Here is a 22,884-nt window from a genome sequence, read left to right on the forward strand (position 1 = left end):
TGAAACCCAAACACCCATGACAATTAAGCTGTTGGATTTTGAGATTGGCAAGCTTGATTTCAGTGCTTACTTACTGGCTAGATTGTTCAAGCTGCTGTTGTTAAGGATAGTTTTTGCTGATTCAAATTTTTTGTGCTATTGTGTGAGCAATTACAGATAACAACCGCTAGGGGAGCCATGTGGCTGAGATTTCGCAACGGCGAAAGACCCTCTGAACCTGATCTCGTTAGTCCGAGCGAAGGAAAGCGGCGTGGTTTAATCCCGCCGTGCGCGGGATTTTTGCATGCTGGCCCCTAGCCAATGTTCAAGGAGTTTATTTCGTGAAACGTTGGTTACTGAGTTTTTTAACAATTGGTTCATTGGTTTTGGCTGGCTGTGGTGCGGCGGCTACGCCAACCGCTGAAACCGCGATTCAGCCTACTCCGGCCACCACGGCTGCCGCTGATGTTACGCCTGCGGCAACCCAAGCCACCCAAGCGCCGACTGATAGCGGCCAGTTTGCCGGCCAAACCTTGGTGGTGGTTTCGCACGATAGCTTTGCAATTAGTAGCGAAGTTATCTCAGGCTTTGAGCAAATGACTGGCGCAACCGTGCAGATTCTGGAATCGGGTGATGCTGGCGAAGCACTCAATAAGAGCATTTTGGCCAAAGGCGCACCCTTGGGCGATGTGTTGTATGGGGTTGATAATACCTTTTTGAGTCGGGCGCTTGATGCTGATATTTTCGAGGCCTATGCTGCCAAGAATATCGAACAAATTCCTGCTGAATTGAAACTCGATAGCCAAAATCGGGTTTCGCCAGTTGATGTTGGCTATGTCACGATCAATTACGATAAAGCTGCCTTGGCCGAGGCTGGCCTGAGCTTGCCAACCGATTTACGCGATTTAACCAAACCTGAATGGAAAGGCAAGTTGGTGGTTGAAAATCCAGCAACTTCATCGCCTGGATTATCATTTATGTTGGCGACGATTGCCCACTTTGGTGAGAGCGGTGATTATACGTGGCGCAACTTCTGGAGCGACCTGCGAGCCAATGAAATCAAAGTGGCTAGCGGCTGGGAAGAAGCCTACTATGGCGATTTTAGCGGAGCCAGCGATGGTCAATATCCGTTGGTCGTCAGTTATGCGACTAGCCCTGCCGCCGAAGTTATCTTTGCTACAACGCCATTGACCGATGCACCGACTGGCAATTTGTTGTTGCCTGGTGGCGCATTCCAGCAAATTGAATTTGTGGGCTTGCTGAAAGATGCCAAAAACCCTGAATTGGGCAAAGCTTGGATTGACTATATGCTGGGCGATACCTTCCAAAGCGATATTGGCGGGCAGATGTTTGTGTACCCAGCCCTGCCTAGCGCTAAAGTGCCAGCTGAATTTACTCAATATGCCCAAGTGCCCAGCGCTGTGGCGACGCTTGCGCCAGCTGAGATTGCTGCCAACCGCGAGCGCTGGCTCAACGAATGGCAAGAAACCGTCCTACGCTAAAACGCAACATCCCCTGCAAACTTCAAGTGTTGCAGGGGATGTCTGTTAGCAAAAATGCAGTTTAGTCGCCAGTGGTTTTGACTGCTGGCCAATCGCCAACCATCAACCCGCCAACAACCCCGATTAATGCGCCGAAGCCACCACCGAGCAAATATTCGCCTGTGACCGTGGCCAAACCCAAGCCGATCAACACACAGAAGGCAACCCCCACAATAATTCGCTTGAGCCGACCAAGCATAGTCAGCGAAATAATCGAATTTGCGGTGATCAAATCGTTGCCATTGCTGGCGGGAGCAGCTGGTTTTGGGGCAACAGGTGCAGCCGGAGCAGCAGCAGGCGTGGCGGCAACCACAGGTGCAGCGGCAGGAGCTGGGGTCGCAGCAACCGCGACTGGCGCAGCAGGTGCATCGCTAGCAGCAGCTTTTTTAGCAGCCCGAATTGCTTCCAACCGAGCCTTTTTATCATCCGACATATTAGCGCCAACCGCAGCGCTTGGAGCCTCGGTTGTTGCCGCTACGACCGGCGCAGCAGGTGCAGGTGCAGCCGCAGGCTCTTCGCCCGCAGCAGCCTTTTTGGCGGCATTGGCTGCGCGAATCGCATCGAGCCGCGCCTTTTTTTCATCGCTTGTATCAGCCATGTGCGTCCCTCAGATAGCAAAGATTAAATTGATCGACATCATTCCGATAGCACGGTATTCCCAATCGCAAACAAGCCAGTAATCCCCAACTCGATGAGTTAAGGCTTCCAACTCGCGCTGTATTGTATCATGCTTGGTTGGTCTTGGTGCAGCAATTTGGCGAGGAAAATGAGTTCCGTTGAGCCAGCCGTGCCGTTCCACCCAAGAGCACGGCTGACCTTTTCGGATTGAGAGGAAACGCACCTGTAGTATGCCGCCAACAGATGAGTATCAGGTGAGGATGATGTCAATAAGCGATTAACGTTAATCGCCAATTGTTTAACCAAATTCTCACCATCTGATCTATACTTGGGCCGTTGTGGTTCGTCAAAGGAGACATTCAATGGGCTTGGTCGAAAGTATTATGAATTTCAGCGAAGGCCGTCGCACTGAGGTTGTGCACGCCATTCGTGATGCGATTACGGCTGTTGCTGGGGTGCAATTGCTCGATGTTCAATCCGACGCTGATCATAATCGCACGGTGATTAGTTTTGCGGGCGAGGCTGAAGCAGTTGGCGAAGCTGCCTTCCAAGCAACCCGCACTGCCCAAGGCTTAATTAATTTGAATACCCATCGCGGCGAACACCCACGCATCGGCGCGACCGATGTCTTGCCTTTTGTGCCACTTGGCCAAACCACCATGAAGCAATGTGTTGCCTTGGCTCGCAAAGTTGGCAAGCGAATTGGCGATGAACTGGGGATTGCGGTTTATTTGTATGAAGAGGCTGCGACCCGCCCCGAACGCCAAAATTTGGCCGATGTACGCAAGGGCGAATATGAGGCTTGGCGCAAAGCCATCGGGGTTGATCCGGCGCGGGAGCCAGATTTTGGCCCAGCCGTGGCGACACCCGCAGGCGCAACCGTGGTTGGGGCACGCCAGCCATTGATTGCCTATAACATCTATTTAAATACCACCGATGTAGAAATTGCCAAAAAAATCGCTAAATCAATTCGGTATCTTGGCGGTGGCTTACGCTATGTCAAAGCTTTGGGCTTGTTGGTCGATGGCCGTGCCCAAATCTCGATGAACTTGGTTAATTTCCGTGGCACGCCAATTCATCGAGTGCAGGAGTTGGTACGCGCCGAGGCCATGCGCTATGGCGTAACGATCACTGAGGGCGAAGTTATCGGGCTTGTGCCGCAAGATGCGCTGGTTGATGCCGCCGAGCATTATCTGCAACTCAATCGTTTTCGTCGCGACCAAGTGCTTGAATCGAAGTTGGCCGCGCCAAGTGCTGGCGCTGACTGGCTGCCAACCAACACGTTCCAAGCCTTTGCGGCTGGTACACCAACGCCTGGTGGTGGTTCGGCGGCGGCCTTGGCTGGGGCTTTGGCTGGCGCGTTGGGCCAAATGGTGGCGAATTTAACGGTTAGCCGCAAAAAATATGCAGCGGTCAAGCCCAGCATGCAAGCAGCCTTGGAGCGTTTGAGCGAAGCAACCACCAGCTTAGGCAAATTGGCTTTGGCCGATAGTGCCGCCTTTAATGCTATCAGTGTTGCCCGTAAATTGCCTGAAGAGCAAGCTGACCGAGCGCAACAATTGGCGGCAGCAATTGTCCATGCCTGTGAAGTTCCCTTGCAAGTGGCCCAACAAGCTGCCAGTTTGTTTGATGATTTATATCTCTTGGCGACCCAAGGCAACGTCAATGCCCGCACCGATGCCCAAGTTGGTGGCTATTTGGCCTATGCCGCAGTCAATGGGGCTGGCTTAAATGTGTTGGTCAATCTTGGTGATTTAAGCGATGCTCAATTGCGTGAACAATTCAGCGCGGCGGTTGCCAAGCTGCGCCAACAAGCTGATCAAGGCTTGCAAAAACTAACGACACTCTAGGCAGGGTTATGCTACAATGAGCACATAGATCAACTTCTGCGTATCGCGAGGAGATTTTTCAATGGCTCGTTGGCTTCTGATTGTCGTTGGCTTGGCTGCTTTGGTGCGCGTCATCGACTTACAACGTAAACTTGATGCCGCCCGCTCACGTGGCGATATGTACCGCGACATCTCAGCCCGCCTTGATCGTCAATTGGCGGATTTGCAAAAGCAAGCCTAAGCATCCCTAATAGCTGCTTAAACTAGCCGCTCAATAATCCTTGTTTGGATTGTTGAGCGGCTGGTGGTTTAATCGGTCTTGCGGCGGAGCTATCAGTCGGCCATCAGGCGCTCGTCAGATCGGCATACTGGCGTAGCATGGAGTTATTAAGTACGCTGCCTCTGGAAACACAAGCCCATGGAGGTCGCCATGCTGACGACACTATTTTTTGTTGCGCTCCTGCTTGTGGCATTAGCCGCATTGCCGTATGTCTCACGCTCAACGCCAGTGGTCGAGGATGATTCCGACGAGCCACAATTACGCATGAAGCCGACGCGCCAACGCTAAGGCGCTCTCACGGTCGGTCACTTCGCCAGCCGCTTGGGCTTCACGAATTGCCTCAAGCAACAGCCCAATCTGTGGGCCGGCTGCTAAACCTAGCTCTTGCATCAGCGTGTGTCCATCTAATAAGGGCACACGTTTTTGTTCGGCCTCAGCATCCCAATAAAACCCCAACATTGCATCAGTCCAAGCGGCTTGGTAGGCCCAATGATGTTCTTGCAGCAACGGCCCGCGCGTCGCCATATGGTCGGCCAAGGCGTGCAGTAAGGTATCGACGGCGCTTTCTTTTAAATCGCGAAAGAAGCGATAGGCCGCTTTGGCCGTGGTTTCAGGCTGCGAGTAAAGCTGACCAGGCCGCATATGCCCCGCAATTACCTTGCACATATACTCAATTTCTTGGTTGCTAAATCGCAGCCGCTGGTACACTCCGCGGGCAATGTCAGCGCCAATCGTTTGATGCTCATGAAACGAGACGCTGCCATCGGGTTTATCAACTCGTGTCGCTGGCTTGGCACAATCGTGCAGCAGAATCGCCATTTTCCAGAGGGCGCGATGGCTGGTAGTCTGGCCAATTGGCTGTTGAATTTGGGCAACCACTTGCTCGGCCCATTGCAGTTGCAGCGTCAAGTTGGGTAGCATGCGCAAGGTCGCGGGTTGTTGAAAAAAGGCTGGTGGATGCCAATCATCGGCGATAGCTGGCGGTGCTAGTGGCGTTGGCTGTTGATCATGTTCCAACTGGGCAAGCAGCCATTCGCCAGCCGTAATCGTTTCGAGTGAATGCTCCCACACATCTAAAAAGTGAATATTGGGCTGGGTGTGGTGATACATTGGGCGAATTTCAGGAATTAAGCTTGGCAAAAGATTAACTCGATCCAAATAACGCAGCCAGCTAGCACTCCAACGGGTGGCTAAAATTGCCAATAATTCAACCCGCACTCGTTCAACCGCCACCTGGCTAATCAATTCGGCATGGGCCATGATTGCCTGATCGGTCGCTGGATCAAGTTGCCAGCCGAGTTGGGCGGCAATCCGCACCGCTCGTAGCATGCGCAATGGATCATTGGCTAAGGCATTGGCTTGCACCATGCGCAGCGTACCAGTCTCAATATCGTTCAATCCAGCATGGGGATCGATGATTTGGCCGAGTTGGGCTTGCTCGTAAAGCGGCGCGGCCATGGCATTAATTGTAAAATCGCGGTCGGCCAAATCGCCCACTAAATCAGCAGCCCGCAAATGGGCCAGATCAAGATACTTGCCATCGGTCAAGACCACCCGCCCAATATCACGCTCAGCATCGAGCACTACCACACTCGCGTTGAGTTGCTTGGCAAGGCTTTGGGCTAAGGTAATGGCTGGTTGATTGACCACCAAATCAACATCATGCAACGGGCGGCCAATCACCAGATCGCGCAGGGTACCGCCGACGACCCAGGCTGGTTGAGAACCTAAAAGGTGTTTAAGCACGCTCAAGGCTTGGCGTAAACTCAGGTAGGCTGAGCTTTGGGGCAACTGAATATGGCTAATCTTCATACAAAACTCACTTTGGGCAGCTATGCTCTATAATTGTGGGATAATTGAACCCACCGAATGGCGAAAGGACGAAAGGCAATGAGTTTGACCGTAACGCAAACCGCGCTTGATGGCGTTGTCATTATTAAACCAAGCGTGTTTGCCGATGAACGCGGCTTCTTCCTTGAAACATACCATCAGACCAAGTTTGCTGACCTCGGTCTGCCTACCGATTTTGTGCAAGATAATCACTCACGTTCCAAGCAAGGGGTACTACGCGGGCTACATTATCAAGATGAGCGGCAACCGATGGCAAAACTTGTGCGTTGTAGCGTTGGCAGCATTTTCGATGTTGCTGTCGATTTGCGCGTTGGCTCGCCGACCTTTGGCAAATGGGTTGGGGCTGAGCTAAGCGCCGATAACTTTTTACAATTTCTGATTCCTTCGGGTTTTGGTCATGGCTTTGTGGTGCTTTCGGAGTTTGCTGAGGTGCAGTATCGCTGTACAGGGTTGTATGCGCCAGAGACTGAAGGTGCGGTGCGCTGGAATGACCCACAAATTGGGATTGAATGGCCGATCAATGAGCCAACGCTCTCAGGCCGTGATCAAGCTGCAATGAGCCTTGCTGACTACCTTGAGAACCCAGCGTTTCGTTATCGCGGCTAAGCTTTGCAAAGGTAGTGATTAAAAACAGCGCCCCGTCTTTCTCCTAATTGTTGCGGAGAAGGGCGAGGCGCTGCGATGGTTAATGCTTATGCGTTGGTAGGCAACCCTAGCGAATTACCACGAAACCCCATCTTTTTTGGCATCGAAGGTTTCCAAATCAAGCTCCATTGGCGGGCGCACCGCAAAATCGGTATATTCTTGTTGCTTGAGGGGAGCCAAGACCGATGCAATAATGGTGACTGCCAAGCCCAGCATAATTGCCAAGAAGGCCAAAGCCCCAGCTGGCGAATCATCGGCAAACAACATCATTGGCACAACAATAAACGAAAGCACTGCTAATAAAAGTACAAACAGCGTGCCAATAATCGAATAGCTACGCTTGTTGGTCAAAGGTTTGTTTGACTCACTGGACATTGATCGCTCACTCCTTAAACATGGTTGGTGGTTGCTAGCTCTATTTTAGCGTAACGCAGGGCGCTTGTAAAACGCCACACCCGCCAACATTGCTGTTGACGGGTGTGGCTGACGTTGTTCGATTGCAAACTACGGAAGAACGAGCAGCTTATTGAAGGCTTACATCGTCAACAAAGAATGATGTAATCAATGAGCTATCTGTTGTGGTTTCAAAGCGGATGCGTACCGTTTGACCAGCATAGGCGGCCAAGCTCAAGCTTTCAGCCACCCAAGCATTCTTGGTGTTGACATTCGAGCGAGTAGCCAAGGTTCCTAACAAGGTTCCACTGGTATTATAAACCCGAACGCGTAGGTAGTCGTAAGCCGTTGTGCTACCTTCGGTCGTGGTTTGATACCAGTAGAAGCTCAACGACTTGCCTGCTGGCACGGTCAAGGTTTGGTAGATTCCTTCGCTAGCATTGTTGTAGCCACCCATGTAAACGCTGTAGCTACCAGTGCGTGGGCGAGTGGTGTCGATCAAACCATAACCACCGCTTGAGGCTTGGGTCCAACCAGTTGTGCCACTTTCGAAGCCACCATTGACAATGCTACCGCCGCCTGGAGGTGGGGTTGCGGTTGGTGGAACCACGGTTGGGGTGGTTGGATTTGGCGTGCTGGTTGGAGGCGTTGGCGTTGGCGTTGAGCCACCGTTGTTGACTGCATTGTAGACATTGATTCGACCACAAGTCCAGGTGCTGCCTGTGCCGCTGATGCGATCTGAGGTCGAACAAATGCGGTCGCGAATTTGGCTATTGGTCAAGCCTTGTGAGGCCAACAAGCCAGCCAAACCAGCAACGTGTGGGGTAGCCATTGAAGTACCATTGATGGTGTTGTAGCCACTGTTGATCCAGGTTGAGTAGATGCTCGAACCTGGGGCTGCCACTTCAACCCACGAACCGTAGTTCGAGAACGATGAACGAGCATCGCTTGAGGTGGTTGAGGCGATGGCAAAACAGTTCGTGTAGGCGGCTGGGTACGAGCTGGTGGTGCTTGAGGTGTTGCTATTACCAGCAGCACAAGCTAAGAACACCCCACGACCCCAAGCGTAGTCAACAGCATTTTGTAATGCGGTCGAACCACCACCACCAAGACTCAAGTTGATGACTTTTGCGCCATTGTCGGCAGCGTAGGTGATCCCATTGGCTACACCAGCCAATGTCCCACTTCCGTCGTTGCCCAATACCCGCACTGGCATCACCTTACAATTTGGACATGTACCAGCACCACCAGTGCTGTTATTCGTTTCAGCGGCGCTTGTACCTGCAACGTGGGTACCGTGGCCATTGCCGTCGGTTGGCGTTGAGTCGTTGTCGATGTAGTCGTAGCCAGCCACCATCTTGGCATCAAGATCAGGGTGGGTGCCTTGAACCCCAGTATCAACAACTGCAATCACCACGCTGCTGCTGCCTTGGGTGATATCCCAACCGGTATATGCACGGATGACACCCCATGCCCATTGTGAGCTTTGGCTTGGGTCATTGGGCGTAAAATTCACATTATAAATAAAATTGGGTTCGGCATATTCGACATTGGGATTTTGCTTCAAGCCAGCTAAGACAGCTTCGCGACCTGCGAGGGTATCGTTGCTCTTGAGGCTCGCAACTTCGATCACTTCTGCATCAAGCGCTGCAATGCGATCGATTTGTACTGCGCCGAGGGCTTTGAGGGCCGAGCTACGGTTGGCTTTGCTGGTCGTGGCTTTGAACTTGACCACAAATTGGCCTGCAACTGCTGGAGCAGCAAAATCAACGCGATCAACTGGTTTCGCAGGAGTACGGCTTTGACCAAATGATGGGTTGGGAGCACTGAAGATGATGACAAGACTGCAGATCAAGACGAATGAAACAAACAGACGCTTCAAGGGTGCCTCCTCAATATGTGGATTGCAAATTTACCATGGGCAATCCCAAAACCGACAGTGGTTGGATTACCGCACGTACACATCATTGTTTCGAAGGAATCGGTGAGGCCGTTGGGTTCTTCCGAAGTCGCATGCCCCTTTCTGTGGATGAAGTAAGTGGCCAGTCGAACAACGTCGGGATACTCAAGTGGTCGAGTACATGACATATATTAAATCATTTTAACGAATTTGTCAAAATTATTAATATTTATTTGTCGTAGGCTAAAAACACAACCATCACGAAATCGCTGATCTCGTGATGGTTGCTAGAGTTTATTGAACGGTCAGTTTAGAAAATGATAATCATGAAATCCTCCCCAAGATAGTGCATATGGCCTCAACACAACCAAAATATAGCTGTGAATTCACAAAACCTCGTTGATCCTGGCGACGAGCGTTGCTCATCGGTCGTGTTCCACCCTGCATTGGGAAGATCAGCGCTTAGTATCCGAGGCTTGCACACCCTCAATCTTAGAAGATTATTACCATAAACAGACCCCCAAACGTTATGTCAGTTCGATTATGCTGAATTCATTTAGAAAATGATAATCATGGTAGCCTCCCTCGCTATTTACACGGGGATGTTCCGGTAAACCGAGCAAGATCCGGTGGAGTTTATTGGTGTTGGGCGATGATACGTTAGCTGTAGGAATGTTGGATGTGTGGTGAGATTCCTCCTTAACGCCAGAGACCTCTCACGTTGAAACCATTGGTGGCTGATCAGGCTGATTCCTAGGCCGAATAGCCGTGATTCACTAAAAAATGGCTTCTACAGGCTATCGTAGGTAGGTTGTTAGGCATATTGTAACTGTCCAGCAGTTTTTTGTCAAAATTATTAATGGTTCTTTGGTACTAAAGGGGGGATAGCTATCCCCCATGAAGTCGCTAAAAGGTTTAACCTCGGCCTGAAAAGCATGACCTTGGTCCTATAATGCTTCGTAGTACAGTGGTTACTCTAGCCCTAGATTATAAAAAAATACCCCCCAAGGGGGATATTGAATCTATACCATTAATTTTTAGCGTCACTGCTGAGTAAAATGATTAATTATGTTCAAAATGGCTTCAAATTGGGCTAGTTGCTGCAAAAATGTGTCAATAAGCGCTTAGCCGTTGCGTTTTAGGCGGCCAGTGCGTTTGGCATATTCCTCGCCCCGCAAGAAAATCCACAAGCCAAAGGGAACAAGTAGCAAACCACTGCCCAATAATGGCAACAGGTAGCTGGCCCAGAGGTCAAGCGGCCCCGCATTATTTTGCAAAGCCCGCCGCATGCCTTCCAAAACATAGGTCGCTGGCGAGACCGAGGCCAGTGGCTGCATCCAGGTTGGCAACACGCTAATTGGATAATACACGCCCGACACCAGCAAAATTGTGGCTTTGACGATGTTCGTCATCTGCGCTCCACGTTCAGGAAAGAGCAATGGCAAGACCGCCGCGACAATCCCTAAGCCTATAAAGCTGATACTGCCCGTCAGCAAGATGACGGTTGCACCCAAGAAGTTGGCATTCTCAAGGCTAATTTGAAAAAACACCGCCACAAAGGCCAAAATAATCCCTGTATGAAACAAGCCCCAGAAGATTGCAAAAATCGTTGTGCCCAGCATGTGGGTCAGCCGTGAAATCGGAGCCATAAAGGTATATTCAATCGTACCTTCCCAACGCTCCCACTGCACCGATTCAGCAATACAATCAAAGACTACCGCTAAATAGTGCCAAACCAATGTCCCGACAATCAAATATAAAATTGTGGCATTGATTGTTGCTTGGTCGAATTCTTGGCCGGTAATCGCCCCAACCGCCTTACCAATAAAGGTAATCGATAAGGCATTGACAATCGAATAGATTAACCAAACAACTTCCCAACCCCAATAGCGTTTGATTAAGTTGATATTGCGCTCAACAAATGCATACGATGCGCGGGTTTCACGCCAAAACGAACGCCCAAATGCCATAGCTTGCTCCTTGTTTTACGATGATGGGTAGTTGCTATATGCATTGTACTGCGTTCTGCATCATGCCAAATCCGCCAAAAGGCAGAGCGAATTATGAAGGATGAATTATGAGGGATGAAATTAAGAACATAGAGCAAAGAACATAGGAATTGGGGATCGGTTGTTGGGGGTTGGGGATCGGTGTTTGGCGCAGAGTTTCAAAGGATGAAGGATGAATAATAAAAAGCATAGAAATATAATCTCACTAATCTTTAGCGAAAAAGGATGAATATTGAAGTTAGGGGTATAGAAAGAAGGATAAAAGCAGGATTTTACTAGGCTTATTTATACTATAATGCTAAATAATTATTAAATTATATGATACTATTATAAATTTTCTATATATTTCTTAAATCCATCAGCCCAAACACTCATAAATAGTAACCATCTTTCAGATTCGCTTGGCATGAAATTTGATATCTCTCGGTCTTTAGTTAAATGATTTATCCATTTATCTATATCGTTTGCTTGGCTTAAAACTTCTAATTTATAGAAACTTTCCTCCTTATGAAACCCTTTTCCATGAGCAACCATATTCCTTATAGGAAAAACTATATCTTTGATATTAAAATTTCCTATGTTTTTTATCATATTTATAAGATTATCTCGTGATAATCTTCCTTTTTCAATAAATATCTCAGATTTTTTAGACTCAATTCCATTATCTACTAATACTGCCCATAGAAGATTTTGTAATGAACTCTCTATATATGAAGCGATAATGACTGTTGCCGCCATATTATGTCCATCCTGCAATAGTCTTAATATTCTTTCTGTATTAGGCATTGCGCCACCATACCCTGCCCATTCTAATAACCCACCACATAAATGACAATTTTGATTTGTATGAATTGGCGAGTTTGTTAAGAAATTACTAGCAATCGTGTCAAATTTATGAAACGAGTATTCGATTAAATAACCATTGCAAGGTGGTTGACAAACAAAAAACCACTCACCTTCATAAACTCTACTGCTAAGATTGTGTTGTCTCATAAAACCTCACTTGAATTAGTTTATTAAATAGTAAAACAAATAGAATGAATTAAAAATCATCTATTTGTTTTACTATACCTAGAATTTTAGGCAGTTACATTTTTGCCAAGGGCAGCCAACATATCTTCGATCCGTGTGAATTTGACCCGTGGCCGACCTGTAGCCGCGCCATTGGCAACCTCAATCTCGTCGAGGCGTTGCCAATCGGCGAAGGTCACATAGTTGGGTTGGCGTTCTTGCACCAATTTTTCAATGCTCTCACGCTCGGCATGGCTTGGATTGAGCACTTGCCCTGTCGCCAAATCTTCCAACATACATTGGACAGTTTCAACCGCATCGGGCTTGTTGGTGCCAATCACGCCACTAGGGCCGCGCTTGATCCAGCCAGCAGTATATTCGCCAACTTTGGGCTGTTGGCTGGTTGGGTCGAGAATTCGGCCTTTTTGATTGAGGAAGGTTCCCCAGCGCTCGTTGAATGGCACATCAACCAGCGGCGCACCACGATAGCCGACCGAACGGAAAACCAAGCCAACTGGCAAATCTTCGGTTTCGCCAGTTGCGCGTGAGGCGATGCTGCCCGATTCGCTGGCGTAGAGTTCGTTTTTAGCCAAACGCAAGCCTGCTACCCGCCCATCGCTATCGCCTAAAACTTCGGTTGGGCTAACCAAGAAGCGGAAAATCAAGCGGCGTTTTTTGCCTTCGGGCGCACGTTGAGCATAGCCTTGCAGCAATTCGACCTTTTTCTGAGCGGCTTTATCGCCACCAGCCTCAAGATCGGCGCGGCTCACATCGTCGAGGGCAACTTCGCTGGGAATCGCCACCACATCAGCTTCTTCCAACTCGCCCAATTCTTTAACTTCGGGAGTGGTGAAGGCCGCTTGAGCTGGCCCACGTCGCCCCAGCAAATACACTTCTTTAATATTGCTTTTGCTGAGCGCTTCCAAAGCATGGTCGGCGATGTCGGTACGCGCCAATTCTTCGTGCGAGAGACACAAGATCCGTGCCACATCGATTGCCACGTTGCCAACCCCAACCACCGCCACCCGCTCTTGCGAGAGATCAAATTGTAAATGGCGATAATCGGGATGGCCGTTGTACCAAGCCACAAAGGCGGTCGCCGGAAAACTATTGGTCAGATCCTCGCCAGGAATCCCCATATGGCGATCACTTTGCGCACCAGTGGCATATAAAATTTGATGATAGTGTTCAACTAGATCGGCGTGGCTCAGATCTTTGCCATATTCCACATAGCCAAAAAAACGAAAACGAGGATTTTTGGCAACCAAATTAAAGGCCTTGGTGACGGTCTTGATCTTCTGGTGATCGGGCGCAACCCCGCCGCGTACCAAACCAAATGGCGTTGGCAAACGGTCGAACATATCAACTTCTACAACCAGATCGCTTTGTTTGAGCAAGTGATCCGCCGCATAAAATGCCGATGGCCCAGAACCAATGATCGCAACCCGTAATGGCTGCGCTTCAGTTCCCACAGTTGTCATGATCGCAATCCTTTTGAGCGTCTAGCCCTCTTCGATAATTTGAGTTTCGAGGGTATCGAGCTTACCTTCATATTCCCCAAGTTGCGCCTTGACCACATCGCCAATCGACACAATCCCAAGTAAGATGTCGCCATCAAGAATGGGTAAGTGGCGGAAGCGGCGGTTGGTCATGGTTTGGAGCACGGCTTTAAGATCATCACTGGGGCGACCGGTTATCACATTGGCCGTCATTACATGCTGCACTTGGCGCTCAAAAATTGCCGGGTCTTGGGCTGCGGCCCGAATAATATCTCGCTCGGAGATAATTCCGGCAATTCGATCAGCTTCCATTACCACCAACGTGCCAATATTGTGTTCGGATAAAATCGCCACGGCTTGGCTCAGTGGGGCTTGCGGAGTAATCGTATGAATGATGGGACTTTTGGTTGCGAGCACATGCTTGATCTTCATAGCGTACCTCCAATCTAGCAGCGAATGGGGACGATGTAGGGCAACGATGCCATGCTGATAGTATCATACTTATGTCGATCCCGATATGCAAGATCAATGCCGTATTAGCTTAATTGATAATTAATTTTGGTCAGAATCGTGCTATTTGAAATTTCTTGTGAGGTTGTATGCTTGATCCCCAGGTTTTTTCAACTAAACGTTTGATTGCCAGCGCAATCAGCCTTGAACACGCCGATCTATTGGCGGCAATGCACCAAAATCCTACGGTAATGGCAACCCTCGGCGGTTTGCAAGATCGTCAACGCACTTTACAGGGTTTACATAACCAAATTACTGATTGGCAACAAGCTGGTTATGGCTTGTGTATTTTTCATGATCGTGCCAGCGGAGCCTTTGTTGGGCGCGGCGGTTTACGTTTATTGCAGCTTGATGAGCAGCCCGAAACTGAAATTGGCTATGCCTTGCTGCCAGAGTGGTGGGGCCAAGGCTTGGCGACCGAAATTGCTAGCCAAGCGCGAGCTGTCGCCTTCGAGCAATTGCAGTTAGCTTCGATTGTGCTTTTTACCATGACCACCAATATTGCTTCACAGCGGGTTGCTGAAAAATTAGGTATGCGCTATGAACGCCATTTTGAGCGAGCTAACCTGCCGCATGTGCTCTTTCGTCAAACCAAATCGGCTTGGGCTGGGTAATGATTGATCCTAGATTGAAGCCGCGATTGATCTAAATTATTAGTAAAATAACGCCCTAAAATCTTCAAGCAGCTGCTGGATAGCCATTTATCTAGCAGCTGCTTGGCTTTAAATTCTAAAGAAATACTTAAGATTTTAATTGACTCTTTAAAAATTTATACTATTATCGCTGGTGGGAATGTTCCTATATTTGCTCTGGACTCTTGGACATTCGCACGCGTAGCCATCGCATTCTCGCCTCGTTCTTGCCACGATCAATACCCAATGCTGAGTGTCCTCAATCAAAGGAGATTGTCGCCATGTGGTCGAACCTGAGCCGTTCGCGGTCGTTGTTGACCATTGCGCTCCTTGGGGTCTTGCTTGGTTCACTGAGTTTGTTACCAACGCACACCACCAAGGCCGCGATTACCGCCTATCAAGCCGCCGATCCAAATCTCGCCCCGTATGCCCAAAATGTGCTCGATCGTTTTGTCCAATACAAAGGTCAGTATTGGCTAGGTGGTCAGCAAGAAGTCCACTGGGATAATTCGCGCAAAGACGAAATGTCGAATGCGGTTTTTGCCCGCACTAATCCACAACGTTACCCCGCATTGCGTGGCTGGGATTTTCCGATCGGCGGCGCACTGCCTAACGATGGTCAATGGATGATCGATGCGATCATCAGCGATTGGACCAATGCCAAAGTTATTCCAACCATCAGCCAACACTGGACCCCACTTGCCAGCCAAGGCACTAACCATCAAGATATGTTCACGGTGGTTGATATTGACAATATGTTTGTCAATGGCACGACTGAACGCAATAATTATCTGATTTGGCTCGATAATATTGCCGATGATTTGCAACAGCTCGAAGATGCCAGCGTGCCAGTGCTATGGCGACCCTACCACGAGGCTGGTGGTGGTTGGTTTTGGTGGGATAAAGATAATGGAGCCACCAATTATCGCCGCCTTTGGGATGATATGTTCAGCTATTTGGTAACCACCCGTGGCCTGCACAACCTGATCTGGGTTTGGACACCTGGGGTCAAAGGGGTCAGCACGGCTTGGTATCCCGCTGGCCAAGCCGATATTTTGGGCAGCGATGTATATAACGAAACTTCGGGCAACTATGTGAGTTGGTATGAAGATCTTGGGCGTTTCTCGCAAACCAAGATTAAAGCCCTCAGCGAAACCGACTACATGATGGACCCAGCTCTGTTGAGCAGCGCGCCATTTGCCTACTTTATGATTTGGCACACCGATATGTTTTATCGCAATACCGATAGCCGCATTCAAAGCACCTATGCCCATTGGGCAACCTTGAATCGTACCAATGTTGGCCAGCTTTGGAATGGTACGCTTGGGATCGCTCCCACAGCAACGCCGGGCACACCAACGCCTACGCCAATTCCTGGGATCGTGGTCAGCGATTTTGAAGATGGCACGCTGCAAGGCTGGACTGGCTCGAATTTGCTTTCGGGGCCAGTTGTCAACACCGAATGGGCTGCCAATGGCCAACGTTCAATCAAAGCTCAAGTTAATTTAGCTGCTACTCCCGCTGCGATTCAGCTCCCGATCCAGCTCGATTTAACTGGTCAATCACGCATCCAAATTCGCCTGAGTGCCCAAAATGTTGGGAGCGGTCTCAGTGCTAAGCTTTACATCAAGACTGGAAGCGCTTGGAATTGGAAAGATAGTGGGACTGTGCTGATCGATTCGGGCACTAGTTTGCTGACAATTGAATTGGCAGGTGTGCCTGATATCAACCAAGTGCGCGAATTGGGGGTTGAATTCAATGCACTTACGGGTAATAGTGGCACAGCGACGATCTACGCCGACTATCTGACCGTGGGTGTGCTCAATAGCAACCAACCAACCCCAACCACTGGGCCAACGGCGACCGCAACGCGCACGCCAACCCAAGCGCCAACGGCTACGCCAACCAATATTCCAACCGCAACGCGCACACCAACCCAAGGCCCAACTTCTACCCCAACTACCATTCCAACCGTCACGCCAACGAATATTCCAACCGCAACGCGCACGCCAACCCAAGTGCCAACGGCTACGCCAACCAGCACTGGCGGCGCTTGCAAAGTTGATTTCAAGGTGACGAGCCAATGGGGCGTAGGCTTTATCGCCGATGTTACCGTAACCAACTTGCAGCCAAGCGCTTTAAATGGCTGGAATGTGAAATTCAACTTCCCCGGTGGCCAAACCATCAGCAACCTGTGGAATGGTACGCTCAGCCAAACTGGTAGCGCAGTTACCGTCACGAATGCTGGCTGGAATGGCTATCTTGCAGGTAATGGTGGCACAGCCAACTTTGGTTTCCAAGGTGTTGGGAGTGTTCCAAGTTTGCCAAGCAACGCCTTCCAACTCAATGGCGTAACCTGCCAATAAACTCAATCGCAACGGCATAACGACGATCTCAGCAATGGGATCGTCGTTGGCGTTTAAGCACCTAGGTGCTAGCTTGAAGCTGGTATGATGAAACAACTGGCTTATAGGTAGTACTCATGATTTTTATTCTGCAATCGATCGCGCTGGCAATTTCAATTTTCAATGCCATTATCTGTTTGTGGTTAGGCATGACGGTGGCGCTCGATGGCGGGCGTGAACGTGGCCCGCGTTTAGCAGCGACTGGTTTATTGATGGCTGGCGTGTTCTTTTTGATTCATGCAGCGATTATTGGACGCGGCCCACCAGTGGTTGATGTGGGCTTGCCCTTTTGGTGGCGGGTGATCAGCGTGGTTTCGTTGCTTGCGCCCTATGCCTGGTATGCCACGATGATTTGGTATACCGGAGTGAGCGGTAAGAGCCTGCGGATTCATAAATTGCTGCTATTTACTATGGGTATTTTTATTGGAATTTTGGGCTTGGTGCTGACCGCAATTTATCCTTTGCCTCAAGAAGCGCGAATTTTAGCCCTGAAAATTGTGCCAGCTTGGTTGGTTGCTAATTTGCCGTTTATTGTGGCAGGCTATCTTTTGGCCTTGATTATGTGTTTTAGCTTGCCGATTCATGCCTTATTGACTGGCCCAGGGCGGCGCAACAACTTGCCACATCAGGCATGGCTGCGGGTGCGCTCGTGGCTGTTTCGCACTTCGTTGTTGGGGTTGCTGGCCGGAATTGTGGCATTAATCGGTGCAGTGATCGTTTTTTCGCAAGGTTCATCGGGGCGTACCCCAGAGGTCGCTTGGCTGGCTGATCGCGCAATCGAACTATTTTTTCAGCTTGATGTGATGGTGTTGATTGTGGTGGCAGCGGCGTTGGGGGCTGCTGGTCAGGCCATGGGAGCCTACGCCGCCTTTACCGATCGCCCCTTGCCCCAATGGAACCGTATCGATCAATGGCGTTGGTTGGTGGCGATTGCTGGCGGCTTTGCCTTGATGGTTGGGGTCAGCTCAGCGCTGCAAGTGGCCTCGATCTACATTGTATTGTTTGCTACAACCTTGGCTTCGCTGGCCTATGGCCTGTTGAGCTGGCGTTATCGGGTTGAGCACGAGGCTTTTATGGAGCGTTTGCGCCCGTTCGTCGGCAGTTTGCACTTTCAAGATCGTTTGTTGGATGGTGGGGCTAGCCTTTCGGCTTCGGTCGAAGGCTTGGTTGAGGCGGTCAGTCGTGATGTGCTGCGGGCGGAACGCGCTTGTTTATTGTTGCGCGATGCAGTGCCAGGCCTGCCCAACGTGATTAGCTATCACTGGGGTCAAACTCCAATTCCATTGCTTGAACAATTGCCAATCTCCAACGAGCGCCGAAATTCGGGCATTCGGCTTGAGGCGCAAAGTGGCGCGGAGTGGGCCGTGCCCTTGTGGGATGGACGTGGTTTGGCCGGAGCCTTGGTGCTTGGTTCGCCCCAAGCCGGCGCGGTGTATAGCGAAGAATTGATGGAAGTTGCGGCGGCCTGTTGTGCGCGTTTGACCGATGCGCTGGCTGGCGAACGAGCAGCGCGAATGCTCGGCGATGTGTTGCGCCAACGCATTGCTGAGGTCAAAGTCTTGGGTAGCCAAGGGCGACGCACCTTGCACGATGATGTATTGCCGCAAATTCATGCCGCCTTGATTCATCTCAGTGCAGTTTCGGCCAACGATCCCATGGCTCAACAAACAATTCAGGCGTTATCCGAGGCTCATACCAAACTCTCGGCACTGATTCGCTCGTTGCCGCCAGCTACACCGCATCGTTTGGCCCAAGGTGGTTTAGCCCAAACCTTACACGATATGGTTTTAGTTGATTTTGGCAATGCCTTTGATCAGGTCAGTTATACCGTTGCGCCTGCGGCAGAAGCGCGTTTGGCTGATACGCCGCAATTTATCGGCGAAGTGATTAGCTATGCCTTGCAAGAAACACTGCGTAATGCTGCCCGCCATGCCCGTGGCAACGATCCACGCCGATCCTTGCAGATGCGAGTGCAAATCGATTGGCAACATGGTTTAATCGTCGATATTTGTGATGATGGTGTGGGCATACAAACCCATCAAGCAAGTTCATCGGGCAGTGGTAGTGGCTTACGCCTGCATCGCGGTTTGTTAATGGTGATTGGTGGCAGCCTGAATATTGCTACGCCAGAGCAGGGTGGCACCCATATTCATATTCAAGTGCCTGAAGAATTATGGAATTTGCCAGTGCTGGAGCCAGAAGAAATCGCCTAAAACCACAAATGGCTCAGATACATGAGCCGTTTGCGATCATATTAATCGTGGGTTTTGGCGTGCCAAATTAACGTCGAGCTATCCGAAGAATCAGATCGATCGCCTGTGCTGTGCCATATTCTTGCTGAATTTGGTTGCCAAGCTGGGCTGCTCGTTCACGAATTGCAGCTTGGGTTGTTACTTGATTAATCGCCGTCACCAGCCGATCGACTGTAATCTGCGAACGTGGGATGGGTGCGGAACCCACGCCTAGCTCAGCCACCCGTCGCCCCCAGAAAGTCTGATCGAAGGCAAAGGGCACAACGATTGACGGTCGGCCACTGCGTAGGGCTGCGCCAGTTGTGCCAGCACCGCCATGATGCACAATTGCCGCCATTTGAGGGAATAGCCACTGATGTGGCACGCTGTCAACAAAAAATAATTGATCGGTTGGCTCTGCGGTTTCAGCTAATGCTCCCCAACCGCCAGCGAGAATTCCACGTTGGCCAGAGCGAGCTAAGGCTTCCTTCACAGTGCTAGTTAATTGTCGTGGATCACCACCCATCATACTGCCAAAGCCAATATACATTGGAGCTGGCCCAGCAGCCAGAAAGGCGCAAAGCTCAGCCGGTGGCGACCAATCGGCTGGTGCTGGCAGAAACCAAAAGCCTGTGACGTGATGCTGTGCAGACCAATCGGTTGGGCGTGACATAACGTAAGCACTGTAGGCGTGCAGCCGCAACGGAACCTGCTCGCGGATTTTACCAAACGGGCTGGTAAAGCCATAGGATGGTAAGCCCAGCACATGGCTGCGAACTCGATTGACTGTGGGCCGAAAGATCTGCCAAAAAATCTGCTCAAAACCAAGATGCGTGAGATAGTTGGCGAATCCGCCAAGTTGGAGCCAAGCTGGGGCAATTGGCGAGGGATAGGCGCGGGTGGGAGTTAGCGGTTGCAGCACTGCTTCGATAAATGGAACCCCAAGTCGTTCAGCAAAACTAGCGGTCTGAGGGCCAGTCCCAAGGATGAGATCAGTTCCTTGACAGGCTTGCAATGTTTCTTGGGCAATTCCTTCAATCAATTCGTTTAGTTCGTTACGCAGGCTTTTGAGCAACTCTATTACATTGCGCGAACCGGATAAGCTAGCGATGCGTTCGCGCAAATAGGCTTGAATATCAACCCCGACCGAAACGAACGGAACACCTGCATCGTGGTTTAGCGCAGCAAAATTGGCTGGGCCAACCAGTTGAACTTGATGCCCTACATGGCGTAATGCTCGTGCAATCGCTACAAATGGTTGAACATCGCCGCGCGAACCATAACTGATGATGCTAATATCCATGAACACCCCCGCATACGCCAGCCCCAAACGAAGAGTTTTCGCTTAGCAACTATGTTATAAATATCACAATCTGTAGCTAGCGTCAAGGAACATGCATTGAATTACTGTTTGGCTCGTTGATTTGAGGAAAATCGCCTAAAACCACAAACGGCTCACATAATTGAGCCGCTTGTAGACGAGCAGATCGAATATTCTGGTGCAGTTGCCACCAACTGCTGTGAGGGTGTTGGATATGATTAGTATTCTAGGTTGGGCGGTTTGCTTCACCTAACATCTTCACGACGGCGGGGTCACGGTGGTCAAAGAAGCTGCTGGTTTTTGTATCCAATGTGCTAATCGCCGCCATTTCTTCTGGGCTAAGGGTAATATCGAACACGTTGAAGTTTTCTTCCATGCGTTCTTTGCGTACCGATTTGGGAATTGCCACAACCCCACGTTGAGTTAACCAGCGCAGAATCACCTGTGCAACGGTTTTTTGATGGGTAGCGGCAATACCTGCTAGTAGCTCATTCTGGAAAATAGCATGTTTACCTTCAGCAAATGGCCCCCACGACTCGATCTGTACACCCTGTTGCTGTAAGAACTGCTGAGTATCGATTTGCTGCTGGAATGGATGCGTTTCAATCTGGTTGACCGCAGGCGGAACTTGGTTATGAACGATCAAATCCATTACCCGATCGGGGTGAAAATTGCTGACCCCAATCGCGCGAATCCGGCCTGCCTGATATAACTCTTCCATAGCCCGCCACGCACCATAAATATCTCCGTAGGGTTGGTGAATCAAATACAGGTCGAGATAATCGAGGCCTAAGCGTTGGAGCGAACGCTCAAAAGCAGCCTTAGTCTGCTCGTAGCCCGTGTCCTGAATCCACAGCTTGGTTGTCACGAATAGATCTTCGCGGGCCACACCACTTCGGGCGATCGCGGCTCCAACCGCCGCTTCATTGCCATAGACGGCAGCGGTGTCAATTAGCCGATAGCCCGTCTGAATCGCATCACTAACGGCGCGTTCGCATTCCGCTGCATCGGTAATCTGAAACACACCAAACCCGAGGATCGGCATTGCAATACCCGCATTTAAGCTCACTGTTGGGATGATTGTCATAAGCGATACTCCTTAGCTATTGAAAAAGCACGAATCGCGCCTACTTGTCCGATTCTCTAGAGCGCTGGATCAGCCTGCTTCGTGCCATAACTAAGTATAGGCGTATACAAGCTGCATATGGTATGATGATTGTCGTCAATTATTGGATAATTCTCCAGACTATACCTAAAAGATAGAAGCCACACAGCGAGGCGTAATTATGCCGATGACTCAAGAACACCAAACTGCTTGGGAGCGCCAGCATAGTGCTGCCAACTATGCTGAGATCAGCACACGGATCGCCCACATTCTTCCATCCGATGGCATGATTGAACCGCTGCCTGGAGTACATGTCTACCGTGTTTCTGGCCCAACGGAGCCAATTCATGGGGTAACTGTTCCTGCCTTTTGCGTGATTATTCAAGGGCGGAAGATGGTGCTATTAGCTGCCAACCAGTATCACTATGATCCAGCCCACTACTTGCTCACCACGGCGGCGCTGCCCGTCGTTGGTCAAATTATGGAGGCCACGCCAGAAGCACCATATCTGAGTCTTCGGTTTGCACTGTCTCCAGCTCTTATTAGCTCGGTTATGGCCGAGGTGGGAGTAACGCCGGTAGCAAGTCAAGCATCGGTGCGAGCACTTGCAGTGAGTTCGCTGGATGGAGAATTTATGGATGTGGTGGTACGGCTTGTCCGGTTATTCAATAGCCCTCGCGACGCGCAGATTTTGGGGCCGCTGATTATGCGGGAACTGGTTTATCGGCTCTTGATGAGCGAACAAGGCATGCGGCTGCGTCAGATTGCAATCATTGGAGGAGCAGAACATCGGATCATGGGTGCGCTTGCCCAAATTCAGCGTGATTTTCATCAGCCACTTAGGATTCCTGATCTAGCACAGGCAGTAGGAATGAGTGTCTCTGGGTTCCACAGCCACTTTAAGGCAGTGACCGCGATGAGTCCAGGTCAGTATCAGCAGCAGTTGCGTCTACAAGAGGCTCGGCGCTTATTATTGAGCGAAGATCTTGATGCAGCAAGTGTAGGTGCTCGGGTAGGCTATGATGATGCCGCATACTTTACCCGTGCCTACAAACGCCTTTTTGGAGCGCCGCCAATACGCGATGCGACGCGGATGCGGGTGGTTGTTATGGCTGGTGGTTAGTA

At 50.2% G+C, this 22,884-nt stretch carries 19 protein-coding genes and 1 riboswitch; of the genes, 9 read left to right on the forward strand and 10 right to left on the reverse strand.

The window, feature by feature from the left end; genetic code table 11:
* Positions 1 to 158 precede the first annotated feature (158 nt).
* Positions 159 to 261: riboswitch (TPP riboswitch) on the forward strand.
* 59 nt (positions 262 to 320) lie between these two features.
* Positions 321 to 1,481: a thiamine ABC transporter substrate-binding protein gene (locus LCH85_15840; protein MCA0353465.1), complete on the forward strand. Its 1,161-nt coding sequence runs from the start codon at positions 321 to 323 to the stop codon at positions 1,479 to 1,481.
* 61 nt (positions 1,482 to 1,542) lie between these two features.
* On the opposite strand, the gene LCH85_15845 is transcribed toward LCH85_15840, so the two are convergent.
* Positions 1,543 to 2,118, reverse strand: coding sequence for a hypothetical protein (locus tag LCH85_15845; GenBank protein ID MCA0353466.1), 576 nt, complete (start codon positions 2,116 to 2,118; stop codon positions 1,543 to 1,545).
* 382 nt (positions 2,119 to 2,500) lie between these two features.
* On the opposite strand from LCH85_15845, the gene ftcD reads away from it, so the two are divergent.
* From ftcD to LCH85_15860, 3 genes are all read left to right on the forward strand, one after another.
* Positions 2,501 to 3,988: a glutamate formimidoyltransferase gene (gene ftcD, locus LCH85_15850; protein MCA0353467.1), complete on the forward strand. Its 1,488-nt coding sequence runs from the start codon at positions 2,501 to 2,503 to the stop codon at positions 3,986 to 3,988.
* A gap of 61 nt (positions 3,989 to 4,049) precedes the next feature.
* The gene (locus tag LCH85_15855; protein ID MCA0353468.1) at positions 4,050 to 4,208 is read left to right on the forward strand and encodes a hypothetical protein; all 159 of its coding nucleotides are present in this window, start codon (positions 4,050 to 4,052) and stop codon (positions 4,206 to 4,208) included.
* A 189-nt stretch (positions 4,209 to 4,397) separates the two neighbouring features.
* Positions 4,398 to 4,535, forward strand: coding sequence for a hypothetical protein (locus tag LCH85_15860; protein ID MCA0353469.1), 138 nt, complete (start codon positions 4,398 to 4,400; stop codon positions 4,533 to 4,535).
* On the opposite strand, the gene LCH85_15865 is transcribed toward LCH85_15860, so the two are convergent.
* Positions 4,506 to 6,059: an HD domain-containing protein gene (locus tag LCH85_15865; GenBank protein ID MCA0353470.1), complete on the reverse strand. Its 1,554-nt coding sequence runs from the start codon at positions 6,057 to 6,059 to the stop codon at positions 4,506 to 4,508. The genes LCH85_15860 and LCH85_15865 overlap by 30 nt on opposite strands.
* Positions 6,060 to 6,137: 78 nt before the next feature.
* On the opposite strand from LCH85_15865, the gene rfbC reads away from it, so the two are divergent.
* On the forward strand, positions 6,138 to 6,704 hold the full coding sequence (rfbC, locus tag LCH85_15870; GenBank protein ID MCA0353471.1) for a dTDP-4-dehydrorhamnose 3,5-epimerase: 567 nt from the start codon (positions 6,138 to 6,140) through the stop codon (positions 6,702 to 6,704).
* Positions 6,705 to 6,818: 114 nt separating this feature from the next.
* On the opposite strand, the gene LCH85_15875 is transcribed toward rfbC, so the two are convergent.
* The 6 genes from LCH85_15875 to LCH85_15900 all read right to left on the reverse strand — a co-directional run bounded on the left by LCH85_15875 (position 6,819) and on the right by LCH85_15900 (position 13,987).
* A complete protein-coding gene (locus LCH85_15875; GenBank protein ID MCA0353472.1) occupies positions 6,819 to 7,118 on the reverse strand; it encodes a DUF4231 domain-containing protein in 300 nt (99 codons plus the stop codon).
* 148 nt (positions 7,119 to 7,266) lie between these two features.
* Positions 7,267 to 9,018 carry a S8 family serine peptidase gene (locus LCH85_15880; GenBank protein ID MCA0353473.1) on the reverse strand — a complete coding sequence of 584 codons (1,752 nt, stop codon included), beginning with the start codon at positions 9,016 to 9,018 and terminating at the stop codon, positions 7,267 to 7,269.
* 1,142 nt (positions 9,019 to 10,160) lie between these two features.
* Positions 10,161 to 11,006: an ABC transporter permease gene (locus LCH85_15885; protein MCA0353474.1), complete on the reverse strand. Its 846-nt coding sequence runs from the start codon at positions 11,004 to 11,006 to the stop codon at positions 10,161 to 10,163.
* 366 nt (positions 11,007 to 11,372) lie between these two features.
* Positions 11,373 to 12,038: a hypothetical protein gene (locus LCH85_15890; protein ID MCA0353475.1), complete on the reverse strand. Its 666-nt coding sequence runs from the start codon at positions 12,036 to 12,038 to the stop codon at positions 11,373 to 11,375.
* Positions 12,039 to 12,124: 86 nt separating this feature from the next.
* Complete coding sequence (locus tag LCH85_15895) at positions 12,125 to 13,537, reverse strand: FAD-dependent oxidoreductase (GenBank protein ID MCA0353476.1); 1,413 nt, start codon at positions 13,535 to 13,537, stop codon at positions 12,125 to 12,127.
* A 21-nt stretch (positions 13,538 to 13,558) separates the two neighbouring features.
* Positions 13,559 to 13,987, reverse strand: coding sequence for a CBS domain-containing protein (locus LCH85_15900; GenBank protein ID MCA0353477.1), 429 nt, complete (start codon positions 13,985 to 13,987; stop codon positions 13,559 to 13,561).
* A 167-nt stretch (positions 13,988 to 14,154) separates the two neighbouring features.
* On the opposite strand from LCH85_15900, the gene LCH85_15905 reads away from it, so the two are divergent.
* The 3 genes from LCH85_15905 to LCH85_15915 all read left to right on the forward strand — a co-directional run bounded on the left by LCH85_15905 (position 14,155) and on the right by LCH85_15915 (position 19,315).
* Positions 14,155 to 14,679 (forward strand): GNAT family N-acetyltransferase, encoded by a 525-nt coding sequence (locus LCH85_15905; protein MCA0353478.1) that lies wholly within the window; start codon positions 14,155 to 14,157, stop codon positions 14,677 to 14,679.
* A 299-nt stretch (positions 14,680 to 14,978) separates the two neighbouring features.
* Entirely contained in the window at positions 14,979 to 17,063 is a 2,085-nt protein-coding gene (locus LCH85_15910) for a cellulose binding domain-containing protein (GenBank protein ID MCA0353479.1), read from the forward strand.
* Positions 17,064 to 17,179: 116 nt separating this feature from the next.
* Positions 17,180 to 19,315, forward strand: a complete 2,136-nt coding sequence (locus tag LCH85_15915) for a hypothetical protein (GenBank protein ID MCA0353480.1) — start codon at positions 17,180 to 17,182, stop codon at positions 19,313 to 19,315.
* Between the two features lie 67 nt (positions 19,316 to 19,382).
* Here the strand turns inward: LCH85_15915 and LCH85_15920 are convergent, their stop codons facing one another.
* Both LCH85_15920 and LCH85_15925 read right to left on the reverse strand, forming a co-directional pair.
* Positions 19,383 to 20,636: a glycosyltransferase gene (locus LCH85_15920; GenBank protein ID MCA0353481.1), complete on the reverse strand. Its 1,254-nt coding sequence runs from the start codon at positions 20,634 to 20,636 to the stop codon at positions 19,383 to 19,385.
* Between the two features lie 244 nt (positions 20,637 to 20,880).
* Positions 20,881 to 21,741, reverse strand: coding sequence for an aldo/keto reductase (locus tag LCH85_15925; GenBank protein ID MCA0353482.1), 861 nt, complete (start codon positions 21,739 to 21,741; stop codon positions 20,881 to 20,883).
* Between the two features lie 199 nt (positions 21,742 to 21,940).
* Here LCH85_15925 and LCH85_15930 point away from each other — a divergent pair, with 199 nt between their 5' ends.
* Complete coding sequence (locus LCH85_15930; protein ID MCA0353483.1) at positions 21,941 to 22,882, forward strand: AraC family transcriptional regulator; 942 nt, start codon at positions 21,941 to 21,943, stop codon at positions 22,880 to 22,882.
* The last annotated feature ends 2 nt before the right edge of the window (positions 22,883 to 22,884 follow it).

This window comes from Chloroflexota bacterium, assembly GCA_020161265.1.
Lineage (GTDB): Bacteria > Chloroflexota > Chloroflexia > Chloroflexales > Herpetosiphonaceae > Herpetosiphon.